Source organism: Streptomyces sp. BK340 (genome assembly GCF_007827595.1).
GTDB lineage: Bacteria > Actinomycetota > Actinomycetes > Streptomycetales > Streptomycetaceae > Streptomyces.
In genome coordinates, this window is record NZ_VISR01000001.1 from 118,436 (window position 1) to 132,732 (window position 14,297).

Sequence of the window (14,297 nt, forward strand, 5' to 3'; positions counted from 1 at the left end):
TCAAATTCCCGTCTGCCCCACGACGCCTGGCACGCACTCTCGCCGCACCGGGCGAAAGCCCAAGTACGTCCAGTACGAGGACTTCCGCCCGGCACGCCGAGAGCACGCACCAGACGCCGCGAGGCCGCCCTTCGGGCGACGACGGGAATTTGACGACAGGACCTAGCGGCGCCACCCCGGATCCCGCCCGCTCAGCCCCACCGCCCGGTCCAGCAGCGGCGCCTCGGCCGGGACGGGGACGACCGGCCCGAAGGGGCCCTTGCCGCGGTTCGGGTCGTCGGCCGCCGCGAGGAGGAAGCCGTGGGCGGAGGTGAGGGCCGCGGGGTCGGGGGCGTAGGGGCTGCCGGTGGCGCGGGCCAGGTCCCAGCCGTGGATCACCAGCTCGTCGGCGGCGACCGCACCCGCGACCGCCCCGGGCAGGTCCACCCCGCCCGCGCGGGTCATGCCGGTCCAGGCGGCCGGGTCGCGCCAGGCGTCGGCGAGTTCGTCCAGCACCTTGGGCAGCTCCTCGCGCCAGCCGGGGCCGATGTCCGGGACGACGGTGTTCGGGGGTGTGTCGGTGTGGGGGCCCAGGTCCTTGCGGGCGGCGTCACGGAAGGCGGCGGACAGGCCCAGCAGATGGCCGAGCAGATTGCGTACCGCCAGGTCGGGGCACGGGGTGGGGCCCGGCAGCTGCTCGTCGGTCACGGATTCCGCGAGCCGTGCGAGGATCCGGGTCTGTGGTCCGAGGTCGAGGATCGGGTCGGTCATGTCCTGCTCCTTGGGGGTCGCTCTGCCCGTACGGAGGGGTGACCGGCCGGCTCCGCGGAACTCATCGGTGCCCTGCGCCAGGCGCGTGGGACGTCGTGCACCGTCTCAAGGGCCACCCGGTCATCGCCGCCGGGGCCCCCGCTTGCCGCCGCCGTGGTCCCGGGTCCGGATAGGGCAGGTGACCGATCCGCGCGCACCCCCCTTAGGGCCACGATGACCTGGCATGACGACTTCCTGGACCGTGCTCCGCGTGCTGCGGGACCGCACTGCGGGGCTGCTTCTGACGGGTGTGGTCGTGTCCGGTTTCGGCACGTCCTCGCTGTGGCTGGCGTCGGGCGTGTGGGTCAAGGACCTCACCGGTTCCGACGGTCTGGCCGCCCTGTGCATGCTCGCCATGTGGGCACCCACCCTGGCCGGCCCGGCGCTCGGTACCCTCGCCGACCGGTTCCGCCGCAAACCCCTGCTCATCACGGTCAGCCTCGCCCTGGCCGCCCTCCTGCCCACCCTGTTCGCGGTGGACTCCCCCGGCCGCCTGTGGCTGCTGTTCGCCGTGCTGTGCGGGTACGGCGCCGCCGGCGTCGTCCATGACGCGGCCGAGTCGGCGCTGGTCACCGCCGCCGTCGGCCCGGACCTGCGGGGCGACTTCAACGGGCTGCGCATGTCCGCCAACGAGGGCATGAAGCTGGTCGCCCCGCTGACCGGGGCGGGCCTGTACGCGGCCTTCGGCGGGCCGGCCGTCGCCTGTCTCGACGCGGTCACCTTCGTGCTCGCGGCCGGGCTGTGCGCCCTCGTACGCGTCCCCGAGGAGCGGCCCGCCCGGTCGGGCGTGGGCTGGTGGCGGGAGACCACCGAGGGCGTCCGTCATCTGTGGGGGCATCCGGGGCTGCGTCCGCTGGTCCGGGCGGGCGGTACGACGATGCTCCTGGCCTCGCTGGGCAGCACCACGGTGTACGCCGTCGTGGACCGTCTCGGGCACTCCCCCGCCTACGCGGGTGTGCTCTACGCCGTCCAGGGTGCGGGCTCGGTGGTGGCCGGACTGGTGTCCGGGCCGGCGCTGCGGCGGCTGGGCGGGCGCCGGTTCGCGGCGGCCGGGATCGCGCTGACGGCGGCCGGGGTGGCCGCGCGGGCCGTGCCGTCGGATCCGGTGGCCCTGGTGGCCGGGGCCGCCGTCGGTCTCGGTCTGCCCTGTGTGCTGATCGCCGCGCTCACCGCCGTGCAGGACGAGACCCCGGGTCCGCTGCTGGGCCGGGTGACCGCCACCGCCCACACGCTGATGTTCACTCCGAACGTGGCCGGACTGGCCGTCGGGGCGGGCCTGGTCGGACTGGCCGGCCCCGGGCTGCTGCTGCCCGTGTACGGCCTGGGACTGCTCCTGACGGCCGTCGCGCTCGCGGCTCAGCGCGCGCCGAGTGCCTCGCGCACCGCCGCGAGGTCCCGGTCCGACGCCAACCCGGCGTGATACAGGCGCAGTTCCGTCGCACCCCGGGCACGCGCGCGTGCCGCGTCGGCCGCGAGGGTGCCGGGGCTGCCGCCCATCCCGGAGACCACCGTGAAGTTGGCGGCCAGTACCGCCTTCTCGCGCGCCTGCTCGGCGAAGGGCGCCAGCAGGTCGGTACCGCCCGTGCACGGCACCACCACACCGTCCGCGACGGAGAGGACGTGGGCGGGATCGACGCCGGCGTTGGCACCGCAGTGGTACGGCACCGGGTCGGCGTGCAGCAGGACCTGGAAGCCGTCGGGAGCGGCGGCGCGTACGGCGCCGACGGCCTGCTCCTGGAGGGTGCGGGCGGTGGTGTCGCGCCACGCGCGCGTGGCGGCAGCGGTGTCCTGGCCGAGGAGCTTGTCGACCGTCGGCCAGCCCCCGTCGTCGGCCGCGCCCCGCCACAGCGGCTCCAGGGCGTCCCGTACGGCGACCGCCAACGCGTCGGCGTCCAGGCCCTGTTCGCCGTACCCGGCGCGGCAGGCGGGACAGAAGCAGAGCGACATCAGGTACTGCCCGGCGTCCCCGAGAGCGACCCCGGCGGTCTTGTCGTGGGCGTGCAGATGCTGGATCCCGTACCAGCCGAGGGACTCCAGTTCGGTGCCGTGCGCGCCGGGGCGTACGGCGGCCTCGGCCGCCAGGTCGACCAGGTACGCGCGGGTTGCGGGCTGGGCGATGCAGGGGGCCCACGGGTAGCGGTCGCCATAGGCGTTGACGACCGAGGTGTCCGGATGTTCGGCGCCCAGGCGGGAGTTGTGCGCGAGGACGACCCAGGTGTGCACCTCGACCCCGGCCGCGGCGAGCGCCCCGGCGGCCTCTCCGTAGGCGTCCGACGGGGCCCAGCGCCCGGCGGTGTACGGGCGCAGGCCGCGGCCGGCCCAGCGGTTGCCGGCCGGGTACAGGACGGCCGCGTACTCGGCGGTGACGATGCGGTGGCGCGGGTGGCGGGGGGTCAGGGCGCGGGTGGAGTGGTAGGCGGAGGCGAGGGTCGCCTGCCGTACGCCGAGTGCGGCGATGCGGGCGGGGGCCTCGGGGTCGCCGTTGACGTCCCAGGGGTAGACGAACGCCGACGCCTTCACGCGTCCTCCTCCAGCAGCGCGTGGCCGCGCTCGATCAGCCGGGCGAGCTGCTTGACGTGGTCCTCGCCGGGCTCGTCCAGCGGGGGCCGGACCTCGCCGACGTCCAGGCCGCGCAGCCGCACGCCCGCCTTGACGAGCGAGACGGCGTAGCCGCGGCCCTGGGCGCGCAGCTCCACGAACGGGTGGTAGAAACCGTCCAGGAGGCGGCGCACGGTGTCCCGGTCGCCCGTGCGAAGGGCCCGGTGGAAGGCGAGGGCGATCTCCGGGGCGAAGCAGAACACGGCCGAGGAGTACAGGGTGATGCCGAGGGCCTGGTAGGCGAGCTGGGTCTGCTCGGCGGTGGGCAGGCCGTTGAAGTAGAGGAAGTCGCCGTGGACCTCGGTGCGCACGGCGCTGACGATCCGCTGCATCAGGTCCAGGTCGCCGAGGCCGTCCTTGAGACCGATGACCCCCTCGGTGCGGGCCAGCGCGACCACGGTGTGCGGGGTGAAGACGGCGTTGTCGCGCTGGTAGACGATCACCGGCAGGGCGGTGGCGGCGGCGACCTCCCGGTAGTGCCGCAGCAGGCCCTCCTGGCCGGCCGACACGAGGTACGGCGGCATGGCGAGGAGCCCGTCGGCGCCCGCGTCCTCGGCGAGACGCGCGTAGCGGACGGCCAGCGCGGTGCCGTAGCCCGCCCCCGCGATCACCGGGACGCGCCCCTCGGCCGCCTCGACGGCCGCCCGCACGCAGGCCTCGAACTCCTCCGGCAGCAGCGCGTGGAACTCCCCGGTGCCGCAGCAGGCGAACACGGCGGCGGCACCGGCCGCGACGCCCCGGCGCACGTGGGTGCGGTGGACGTCGAGGTCGAGGGCGCCGTCCGGGCCGTAGGCCGTGACGGGGAAGAACAGCGGCCCGCTCGGGTCGCGGAGCCGGGCGGCGAGAGGGGCTGGCGTCACGGGCGCTCCCTGTCGGTACACGTTTCTGATCAGCGTCCATATTTCTGAACAACTTCACGCTACGGGCCGGTCTCGGCCCGGGTCAAGCGGGCAATCCCGCGACACGGCAACGGATTTCCCCACCCCGCGGCACACTTGACGTGATCCGCCGCCGCTCCCTAGCGTGTCCATGAATGTGAATCCCGTCCATGCACGCGGCCGCCGTCGTCAAGGAGACCGAGGATGCCCGCTCCCCGCACCGTGCTGCTCACCGGCGCCGCCGGCGGGCTCGGCACCCTGATGCGGTCCCTGCTGCCGGAGTACGGCTACACGCTGCGCCTGTTCGACGTGCGCCCCGTCGAGGGCGCGCCGGACGCCGTCACCGCGGACCTCACCGACAAGGAGGCGCTGCGCGAGGCGGTGCGGGGCGTGGACGCAGTCCTGCACCTCGCGGGCATCTCCCTCGAGGCGCCCTTCGAGAAGATCCTCAGGTCGAACATCGAGGGCACCTACAACCTGTACGAGGCCGCCCGCCTGGAAGGCGTGCCGCGGATCGTCTTCGCCTCCTCCAACCACGCCGTCGGCTTCACGCCGGCCCCGCGCCCGGGCACACCTCTTGATCCAAGAGCGCTGATCCCGATCGACACCCCACACCGCCCCGACACCTTCTACGGCCTGTCCAAGGCCTTCGGCGAGGACCTCGCCCAGCTCTACTGGGACCGGCACGGCCTGGAGACCGTCTCGGTGCGCATCGGCTCCTGCTTCCCGGAGCCGACCGGCGTGCGCATGCTCTCGGTCTGGATGAGCCCGGCCGACGGCGCCCGCCTCTTCCACGCGGCGCTCACCGCCGAGGACGTCGGCCACACCGTGGTCTACGGCTCCTCGGCCAACACCCGCCTGTGGTGGGACCTCACGTCCGCGCGGTCGCTCGGCTACGAACCGCAGGACGACTCGGAGCCGTACGCCGAGAAGCTGATCGCGGAGCAGGGCGAACTGGACCCGGAGAACCCGGCCCACAGCCACCTGGGCGGGCACTTCGTGAACGACCCGCCCATCTGGCCGCACTGAGCCCCGGGCGGGACCGGGGACCGCTGTGACGGCGGAAAACGATCGCTCATCGCGGCGGGCGGGCACCGAACGGGCCCGCCCGCCGCCGTGTTCGGGCATCCGGGCCGCCCGATCCCACTCCTCACCCGGCAGCAGCGCAGGTCCGAGGCGGGCACACCGCTTCGCAAACGGGCACACACGGGCAGTATCGAACCCGCAACAGACCTGGTCAGCGCCGCACACCCGCTGTAGAACTTCCCCCATGGGCCCGAACGGGCAGCTCCACAGGGAAGTGGGTGACGGCATGAGCACGAGGACGGCGGAAGAACGCCAGCGCGAGATCGTGCTGGCCGCGCGCGCCACGGGCTCGGTCGACGTCACCGCACTCGCCACCCGGCTGGGCGTGGCCAAGGAGACCATCCGGCGTGATCTGCGCGCCCTGGAGGACCACGGGCTGGTCCGTCGCACCCACGGCGGCGCCTACCCGGTCGAGAGCGCCGGCTTCGAGACGACACTCGCCTTCCGCGCCACCAGCCACGTCCCCGAGAAACGCCGGATCGCGGCCGCCGCGGCCGAGCTGCTGGGGGACGCGGAGACGGTCTTCGTCGACGAGGGCTTCACCCCGCAGCTCATCGCCGAGGCCCTGCCGACGGACCGGCCGCTGACCGTGGTCACCGCGTCCCTGCCCGTCGCGGGCGCCCTCGCCGAGGCCGAGAACATGTCGGTCCTGCTCCTCGGCGGACGGGTCCGCGCCGGCACCCTGGCGACCGTCGACCACTGGACGACCAGGATGCTGTCCGGCTTCGTGCTCGACCTCGCCTTCATCGGCGCCAACGGCATCTCCCGCGAACACGGCCTGACCACCCCCGACCCCGCCGTCAGCGAGGTCAAGGCCCAGGCCATCCGCGCCGCGCGCAGGACGGTCTTCGCGGGCGTGCACACCAAGTTCGGGGCGGTCAGCTTCTGCCGGTTCGCCGAGGTCGGCGCGCTGGAGGCGATCGTGACGAGCACGCTGCTCCCGGCGGCCGAGGCCCACCGCTACTCCCTGCTGGGCCCGCAGGTCATCCGGGTCTGAAGAACCGAACACCGTCCCCAGGGGCACACCCACACCCGTAGACGCCCGTTATCTCCCCATACGTTCAGGAGCCCTCCATGCGAACCCAGAGCCGCCGAACGCCCCGCGCCCTGTATGCCGTGGCCGCCGCAGGAACGCTGATCACCCCACTGCTCGCCGGCTGCTCGGGCGCCGGAGGCGCCGGCGGCGGGTCCTCCGCCCACTCCGTCAACGTCCTGATGGTGAACAACCCGCAGATGGTGGAGTTGCAGAAGCTCACCGCCGACAACTTCACCAAGGACACCGGGATCAAGGTGAACTTCACCGTCCTGCCGGAGAACGACGTCAGAGACAAGATCAGCCAGGACTTCGCCAACCAGGCGGGCCAGTACGACGTCGCCACGCTCAGCAACTACGAGATCCCCATCTACGCCAAGAACGGCTGGCTCCACCCGATCGACTCGTACGTCAGGAGCGACACCGCCTTCGACCAGCAGGACATCCTCGCCCCGATGCGGCAGGCCCTCACCGCCGCGGACGGCAAGCTCTACGGCGAGCCCTTCTACGGCGAGTCCTCCTTCCTGATGTACCGCAAGGACGTCTTCCGGAAGAAGGGCCTGACCATGCCGGCCAAGCCCACCTGGAAGCAGGTCGCCGGCCTGGCCGCCAAGGCGGACGGCGCCGAGTCCGGGATGAAGGGCATCTGTCTGCGCGGGCTGCCGGGCTGGGGCGAGGTGATGGCTCCGCTGACCACCGTCGTCAACACCTTCGGCGGCACCTGGTTCGACAAGGACTGGAAGGCACAGGTGGACTCCCCGGAGTTCAAGCAGGCCACGCAGTTCTACGTCGACCTGGTCCGCAAGCACGGCGAGTCCGGCGCCGCGCAGTCCGGCTTCGCCGAGTGCCTGAACGACATGACGCAGGGCAAGACGGCCATGTGGTACGACGCCACGTCCGGCGCGGGTTCGCTGGAGGCCTCCGGTTCCCCGGTCAAGGGCAAGATCGGCTACGTCCAGGCCCCGGTCGAGAAGACCGACAGCTCCGGCTGGCTCTACACCTGGGCGTGGGGCATCCAGAAGGCGTCCAAGAACCCCGACGACGCCTGGAAGTTCATCTCGTGGGCTTCCGGCAAGGGCTACGAGAACCTGGTGGGCAGGACGGCGGGCTGGTCCGACGTGCCCGCCGGCAAGCGCTCTTCGACGTACGACATCCCGGAGTACCGCAAGGAGGCGGCCGCCTTCGCGGACGTCACCCGGAACGCCATAGCCGGTGCCAAGCCGAACGACCCGGGTGTGCAGCCCCGCCCCGCGCCCGGCATCCAGTTCGTCGGCATCCCCGAGTTCACCGACCTCGGCACCAAGGTCTCCCAGGAGATCAGCTCCGCCATAGCCGGCCGGGAGTCCGTCGACAGCGCGCTGCAGAAGTCGCAGCAGCTCGCCGAGGCCGTCGCCAAGAAGCACGAGGGATCATGACCGTCACGACCTCCTCCGCCCGGGTCGCCGCCGCCACCGCGCGGCCGGCGACCCGGCCGCCGAACCGCATGCGAGCCTGGGCCGTCCGGGCCCCTCTGCTGCCCGCCCTGGTCTTCATGATCGTGGTGACCCAGCTGCCGTTCGTGGCGACCGTGGTGATCTCGTTCTTCCACTGGAACGCCCTCTATCCGAACGCCCGTCACTTCGCCGGCACCGACAACTACCGCCAGGTCCTGACCGACCCGGACCTGCGCGCCTCGGTGTGGACGACGATCCTGCTGACGGTCACGGTGGTCCTGGTCAGCCTGGTCCTGGGCCTCGGCATCGCACTGCTGCTCAACCGGAGGTTCCGGGGCCGCAGCCTGCTCCGCACCCTGCTGATCGCCCCGTTCCTGCTGGTCCCGGTCGCCGCGGCCCTGCTGTGGAAGCACGTGCTCTACAACCCCGAATACGGCCTGTTCAACGGGTTGTTGCACTATGTGGGCGGCCCCCAGCCGGACTGGATCTCGAACACCCCGCTGCTCGCGGTCGAGGCCTCCCTGATCTGGCAGTGGACGCCGTTCATGATGCTGATCCTGCTGGCTGGACTGCAGAGCCGCGACCCCGAGCAGCTGGAGGCGGCGCGGGTGGACGGCGCGAGCGACTGGCAGATCTTCCGTCACCTCACGCTCCCGCATCTGCGCCGCTATCTCGAACTGGGCGCCCTGCTGGGCTCGATCTACATCGTCCAGAACTTCGACGCGGTCTTCACGATCACCTCCGGCGGCCTGGGTACCGCGAACCTTCCCTACACCGTCTACCAGAGCTTCTACCAGGCCCATGAGAACGGCCTCGCCTCGGCGGCCGGCGTCCTGGTCGTCATCGGCTCGATCGTCATCGCGACCTTCGCCCTGCGCGTGGTGTCGTCCCTGTTCCGCGAGGAGGTGTCCCGCGCATGAGCGCAGTCGCCGTACGCGTCCGCGGCCGCCGCCGAGTAGGTCTCGGCCTGCTGGCCTGGCTGGTCGGGCTGCTGTTCTTCCTGCCCATCGCCTGGATGGTCCTGACCTCGTTCCACTCGGAGGCCGACGCCGCCACGAATCCCCCGTCCTTCGGTGCGGCCCTGACCCTGGACGGCTACCGCGACTTCTTCGGCACGGGCGGGGGCGCGAGCCCCTGGCCGGCGTTGATCAACTCGACCATGGCATCGGTGGCCTCGACACTGTTCGTGCTCCTGCTGGCCTTCCCGGCGGCGTACGCGCTGTCCATCCGCCGGGTGAGGAAGTGGACGGACGTCCTGTTCTTCTTCCTGTCCACCAAGATGCTGCCGGTGGTGGCGGGCCTGCTGCCCGTCTACCTGTTCGCCAAGAACACCGGGATGCTCGACAACATCTGGCTGCTCGTCATCCTCTACACCTCCATGAACCTGCCGATCGCGGTGTGGATGATGCAGTCCTTCCTCGCCGAGGTCCCGGTGGCGGTGATCGAGGCGGCGCAGATCGACGGCGCCCGCCTGCCGACGATCCTCGCCCGCGTGGTGGCCCCCATCGCCCTGCCCGGCATCGCCGCCACCGCCCTGATCTGCTTCATCTTCAGCTGGAACGAACTGCTCTTCGCCCGGGTCCTGACGGGCGTGGTCGCCGAGACCGCCCCGGTCTTCCTGACCGGCTTCATCACCAGCCAGGGCCTGTTCCTGGCGAAGGTGTGCGCCGCGTCGCTCGTCATCTCCCTGCCGGTGCTCGCCGCGGGGTTCGCCGCCCAGGACAAGCTGGTCCAGGGCCTGTCGTTGGGAGCCGTGAAATGAAGGCCGCCGTCATCGAGTCCGTGGGCCGGGCCGTCGTCACCGAGGTCCCGGACCCGACGCCGGGCCCCCGCGAGGTCGTCGTCGAGGTCGCCGCCTGCGGCCTGTGCGGCACCGATCTGCACATCCTCCAGGGCGAGTTCGCGCCCAAGCTGCCGATCGTCCCCGGGCACGAGTTCGCGGGCGAGGTGGTCGGGGTCGGCACCCAGGTCACCGAGGTCACGGTCGGCGACCGCGTGGCCGTGGACCCCTCCCTGTACTGCTACGAGTGCCGCTACTGCCGTACCGGCCACAACAACCTGTGCGAGCGCTGGGCGGCGATCGGCGTGACGGCGGCAGGCGGCGCGGCCCGGTACGCGGTGGCCCCGGTGGCGAACTGCGTGAAGCTCCCCGAACACGTCCGCACCCAGGACGCGGCCCTCGTCGAACCCCTGTCCTGCGCGGTACGCGGCTACGACGTCCTCCGCGCCCGCCTCGGCGCCCACGTCCTGATCTACGGCTCCGGGACCATGGGTCTGATGATGCTGGAACTGGCCAAACGCACCGGCGCGGCGAGCGTGGACGTCGTGGACCTCAACCCGTCCCGCCTGGCGACGGCCCGCCGACTCGGTGTCTCGGCGGCCGCCGCCGGCGCGGACGAACTGGACCGCCCGCAGGGCTGGGACGTGGTCGTCGACGCGACCGGCAACGCCGCGGCCATCCAGGACGGCCTGGACCGGGTGGCGAAGGCGGGCACATTCCTGCAGTTCGGGGTGGCCGACTACGCGGCGCGCGTGACGATAGATCCGTACCGCATCTACAACCAGGAGATCACCATCACCGGTTCGATGGCGGTCCTGCACAGCTTCGAACGGGCCGCGGAACTGTTCGCGAACGGTGTGCTGGACCCCGAGGTGTTCATCAGCGACCGGATCCCGCTGGAGCGGTACCCCGAGGCGCTGGAACAGTTCGCGGCGGGCGTGGGGCGGAAGATCGTGGTCGTGCCGTAGCGGGTCGCGGGGGGGGGGGCGCCCCCCCCCCCCCCCCCCCCCCCCCCACCCCCCCCCCCCCCCCCCCCCGGGGGGGGGGGGCGGGCCCCCCCCCCCCGGGCCGGGCAGCGGGGGGGGGGGGGGGGGGGGGGGGGGGGGGGGGGGGGGGGGGGGGGGGGGGGGGGGGGGGGGGGGGGGGGGGCCGCCCCCCCCCCCCCCCGCGACCGCTCAGCCGCCGAAGTGGATCAGCGTCGCCCAGCGGCTGGGCCGGTCCGGCCAGCCGCCCGAGGTCCACTCCGCCAGCTGGTTCAGCAACTCGGCGGGCTCCACGGCTTCGCCCCGGCTCAGCCGCCGGGCCAACGCCCGGTGGAACCTGCCCGCGAGATACGTGGCCGCCGCGTCGTCGACCGGCCACAGCGTCCCGACCGCATGCCTGAATCCGGCCAGCACCAGACCGGCGCAGAGCGTGATGGCCTCGTCCGTGAGGACGGTGCCGCCCCGGGCCGTGTCGCAGGCCGACAGATACGCCAGGAAGGCGTGCCCCTCCAGGTCCTGGACCGACAGCTCGGCCACGGACAACGTGCCGTCGGCGAGCAGCAGGCCGCTTCGGGAGGGGTCGTCCGGCACGTTGCCGGCATGGCAGGCGAAGTGCGCGATCGCCGCACGCGAGAGCGCCGAGGCCACCGCGGCGTGTGTCGCGTCCTTCCCGACGAGCGGAACCGAGCCGGGATAGCAGTCGGCCACCGTCTTCGCCTCGGCCGTCACGCCCGGCAGGTCCGCCTCTCCCGGCGTCACCGGCATCGCCACCACGCACGCCGACCGGGCCGGCACGGCCGGCATCGCGGGTTTCCGCAGCGCCGCGAGGGTGGGGGTGTAGGAGGAGACGACGCACTCCAGCGCGCACAGCCTCGCGGCGGGGCCGTCGGCGGGCCGCAGCGCCGCATGCAGCGGAAGCAGCGTCAACGCGCCGGTCGGTGACCACCACAGGCGCGGGCGCGACGCCGCGGGCGACCGGTGGTCCCACCCGAGCGCGGCCAGGACGGGCGCGACAACGGCGTCCCAGGTCCATGCGAGGACGGACGCCACGGCGCGCTCGGGCTCCTCCCGGCCTCCCGCACCGGCCTTGGCGGACCCACGGCGGCGCAGCGCGGCGTAGAGGGCACGGACCTGTTCCGCCACGCTGTCCGGCGTCACCAACGGCAGGGGCACCACGACCGGTTGGCCGCCACCGGCCCCCACGATGATCGCGTCGCTGCGGTAGCGGCTCAGGTTCAGCACCACGGCGGTCCGGGCCGGCGTGTCCGTCGCGCGGGGCGCTCCGGCCGCCGGGAAGTCCCCGAGACCGGGCAGGGTCCTGATGTGTTCGATCAGGTCCCGGAATTCCTCCGCGGCCTCGATACGGCGTGCCGTGTCCCCGATGGAGCGGACCAACTGCAGCGAGCCGTCGTCCTGGTCGAGGGTCCTGCGCAGGGCCACATACGTGCCGACAAGGCCGGGCGCCTTCTCGCGCAGCTCCTCGACCGCGGCTGCCCGGAGCATCGCATGGCGCAGCAGCACGCCCCGCCCCGATTCCAGCAGTTCCAGCGCGAGTTCGGCCTGCCCGGCATGGAGAGCGGCCGCAGCCCCGTCGCGCAGTGCATCGCCCAGCCTGATCAGCTGGAGCTCGCGGTCCCGGCGCCGCACCAACTCGCCGCCGGCCAGCGGGATCAGCCCGACCAGGCGGACACAGCCCTGCGCCGCCGACTCCCAGGCCGCCGCCGCCGTCGCGGTTTCCACCCAGCTGTAGGCGGAGTTCCACCGTACCCACAGGGGTGAGGCCTCGTACTCGGCCGAGCGGCGGTAGGCATCGACGGCGGCGTCCAGATCCGCGGTGGCGTGGTACCGCTCGAATCTGAGGGAGTGGGCCCGGCCCAGATGGTTGAGCCGGTGCCCGAGCTCGGGGCTGCCCTCGGGGGTCGTCTCCACCGACTCGGTGGCCAGAGCCGTCAGCTCGTCGGCCTCGGCCGCGGACAGGACGGTGCCGTGGTCGGCCGGCGCCCACAGCGAGGCCACCAGGTTGGCCAGCACGCGCGGCCGTATCGCGTCGCCGGGTCCGATCAGGGTCAGCGCGTGCCGCAGCACGGTCGCGGACTCGCGGGCGGCCGAGCCGTCGCCGTAGGGCATGGACTGCAGGGCGATACCGAAGTCGTTGAGCGCCGGGGCCAGCCGCGGGCTGTGCGGCGGGATCTCGTCCAGGAGGTCCCGGAACATCCGGACGGAGTCGTTCCCCGCGTCGGGATTGTGCGAGTACCGCCACCAGCTGTGGATCGTGGTGGCCTGCGACCAGCGGATCTCGAACATCTGCTGTTGCGGCCAGCCCTGCTCCTCGGCCTCGCGCAGGGCCCACTCGTGCACACCCATCGCTTCGGAGATCGATCCCCCGTCCGAGGCCAGCACTCCGCGATCGCGCAGAACCGTGCCCAGGTTCCATATCCATCCCGGCCGGATCGAGGGGTTCAGCGCGGGGTGCGCGATGACGTGCGGCAGTCGCGCCAGCGCCTCGTCGAGCGCCGTGACGTCCGTGTTCCGGCCGTAGGTCCACAGCCCGGCACAGAGTTCGCCCTCGATGTTCGGGTGGGCCGGCGAGTCCTCGTCCACCACGTCCAGGGCGGCGCGGCGCACCTCGATGGCCCGCAGGATCGTGTCCTGGTCGAGAGTCAGGTCGTAGAGGGTGTCCAGGTGGCTGCCGAGCTGGACCAGGTTCCGGGGTTCCGGTTCCGGGTCCCGGTCGCAGGCCCACTCCAGCAGAGCGACCGACAGCACGGCCATCCGCAGGTCGTGCTCGGTCTTGGCGTTCCCGCCCAGCCAGCCGCCGAACTCCACCGCCGCGCGCAGGTGGGCGGGGTCGGTGCCGTCGGACTCCAGCAGCTTGGCCACGGCCTGCTCCAGGAGCGAGGGATCGCCCTCGACGGAGTGGGCGTTGATCAGTTCCTGGACCTGACCGAGCAGGGCGTCTCCGGTCGCCTCCGCCTCGTCCGGCTCGTCCGGCATCAGCGGTGAGCCGTCCGGCCCGACGATCCTTCCGGTGCTCATGTCGAAGACGACCGTGCTGTCGTCGCTCGGGTCGAGGTCGTCGTTCCACCCCGGAGACACCACCTCCAGCAGCCGTCGCCAGACTTCCAGCGCCGCGGTGCCTGCCGGGCCGTCGTCGAAGGCCCTGTTGTAGTAGTAGCGCAGCAGTTCGGTCCGCTCCTGCGACTCCTGACGCAGGTCCGTCACCGCCATCAACCGCACTGCTGCGGCCTCCGCCTCGTCGCTGAGCAGGCCGAACCGGGCCAGTGCCGTACGCAGTTCGGCCAGCGCCCGCTCGGTCAGGCGCCGTACTTCCCCCTCGCCCCCCATCGGACCCCGCCCTCAGTCCGTGGTCGCCGGGCCGGACGGCTGCGCCGGTGGCGCCGGGGGCGCCTGAGGCAGGGGGATGCCGACCGCGAAGTCCGGCAACGCCTCCTCGCCGACCGTGGCATGGCCGCCGCGCAGGTCGCTTTCGGGCAGCTCGGGGACGTCCCCCTCGAAGTCGGACGGATCGGAGTTCAAACTGTCGTCGGCTTCGTCGGCCATGGACAAACCTCCGCACCTGAAGGCCCGGTGACAGTCTCGACACCGAGCCACTACCGTGGGCGCCAGGCCTTGTACCCAGTGTCACGGTCATCGACACCGGCCCGGAAAACGGCCCCGGCCCCGTCACAGCGATCCTGATTTCGGCACCTCGTCCAC

At 72.6% G+C, this 14,297-nt stretch carries 12 protein-coding genes; 7 read left to right on the forward strand and 5 right to left on the reverse strand.

The genetic code is table 11. The annotated features are described in order from the left end of the window. Positions 1 to 162: 162 nt before the first annotated feature. On the reverse strand, positions 163 to 750 hold the full coding sequence (locus tag FB157_RS00595; RefSeq protein WP_145874828.1) for a TIGR03086 family metal-binding protein: 588 nt from the start codon (positions 748 to 750) through the stop codon (positions 163 to 165). 223 nt (positions 751 to 973) lie between these two features. Between FB157_RS00595 and FB157_RS00600 the strand changes: the two genes are divergently transcribed. Further along, positions 974 to 2,209, forward strand: coding sequence for an MFS transporter (locus FB157_RS00600; protein ID WP_145874830.1), 1,236 nt, complete (start codon positions 974 to 976; stop codon positions 2,207 to 2,209). On the opposite strand, the gene FB157_RS00605 is transcribed toward FB157_RS00600, so the two are convergent. Both FB157_RS00605 and FB157_RS00610 read right to left on the reverse strand, forming a co-directional pair. Then, complete coding sequence (locus FB157_RS00605) at positions 2,146 to 3,309, reverse strand: hypothetical protein (protein WP_145874832.1); 1,164 nt, start codon at positions 3,307 to 3,309, stop codon at positions 2,146 to 2,148. The two genes, FB157_RS00600 and FB157_RS00605, sit on opposite strands and share 64 nt — an antisense overlap. Then, positions 3,306 to 4,247, reverse strand: a complete 942-nt coding sequence (locus tag FB157_RS00610) for a 5-dehydro-4-deoxyglucarate dehydratase (RefSeq protein WP_145874834.1) — start codon at positions 4,245 to 4,247, stop codon at positions 3,306 to 3,308. Before FB157_RS00610 ends, FB157_RS00605 begins: the two co-directional genes overlap by 4 nt. Before the next feature lie 222 nt (positions 4,248 to 4,469). On the opposite strand from FB157_RS00610, the gene FB157_RS00615 reads away from it, so the two are divergent. The 6 genes from FB157_RS00615 to FB157_RS00640 all read left to right on the forward strand — a co-directional run bounded on the left by FB157_RS00615 (position 4,470) and on the right by FB157_RS00640 (position 10,565). Continuing rightward, positions 4,470 to 5,294, forward strand: a complete 825-nt coding sequence (locus FB157_RS00615) for an NAD(P)-dependent oxidoreductase (protein ID WP_145874836.1) — start codon at positions 4,470 to 4,472, stop codon at positions 5,292 to 5,294. Between the two features lie 283 nt (positions 5,295 to 5,577). Next, positions 5,578 to 6,348: a DeoR/GlpR family DNA-binding transcription regulator gene (locus FB157_RS00620; RefSeq protein WP_145874838.1), complete on the forward strand. Its 771-nt coding sequence runs from the start codon at positions 5,578 to 5,580 to the stop codon at positions 6,346 to 6,348. Positions 6,349 to 6,425: 77 nt separating this feature from the next. Beyond that, a complete protein-coding gene (locus tag FB157_RS00625) occupies positions 6,426 to 7,799 on the forward strand; it encodes a sugar ABC transporter substrate-binding protein (protein WP_145874840.1) in 1,374 nt (457 codons plus the stop codon). Further along, complete coding sequence (locus FB157_RS00630) at positions 7,796 to 8,737, forward strand: carbohydrate ABC transporter permease (RefSeq protein WP_145874841.1); 942 nt, start codon at positions 7,796 to 7,798, stop codon at positions 8,735 to 8,737. Before FB157_RS00625 ends, FB157_RS00630 begins: the two co-directional genes overlap by 4 nt. Continuing rightward, positions 8,734 to 9,579 carry a carbohydrate ABC transporter permease gene (locus tag FB157_RS00635; protein ID WP_145874843.1) on the forward strand — a complete coding sequence of 282 codons (846 nt, stop codon included), beginning with the start codon at positions 8,734 to 8,736 and terminating at the stop codon, positions 9,577 to 9,579. Before FB157_RS00630 ends, FB157_RS00635 begins: the two co-directional genes overlap by 4 nt. Further along, on the forward strand, positions 9,576 to 10,565 hold the full coding sequence (locus FB157_RS00640) for a zinc-dependent alcohol dehydrogenase family protein (RefSeq protein ID WP_145874845.1): 990 nt from the start codon (positions 9,576 to 9,578) through the stop codon (positions 10,563 to 10,565). Before FB157_RS00635 ends, FB157_RS00640 begins: the two co-directional genes overlap by 4 nt. A 207-nt stretch (positions 10,566 to 10,772) precedes the next feature. On the opposite strand, the gene FB157_RS00650 is transcribed toward FB157_RS00640, so the two are convergent. Both FB157_RS00650 and FB157_RS00655 read right to left on the reverse strand, forming a co-directional pair. Next, positions 10,773 to 13,925 (reverse strand): CHAT domain-containing protein, encoded by a 3,153-nt coding sequence (locus FB157_RS00650; RefSeq protein WP_145874847.1) that lies wholly within the window; start codon positions 13,923 to 13,925, stop codon positions 10,773 to 10,775. A gap of 12 nt (positions 13,926 to 13,937) precedes the next feature. Next, positions 13,938 to 14,141: a hypothetical protein gene (locus FB157_RS00655; protein WP_145874849.1), complete on the reverse strand. Its 204-nt coding sequence runs from the start codon at positions 14,139 to 14,141 to the stop codon at positions 13,938 to 13,940. Positions 14,142 to 14,297: the final 156 nt, after the last annotated feature.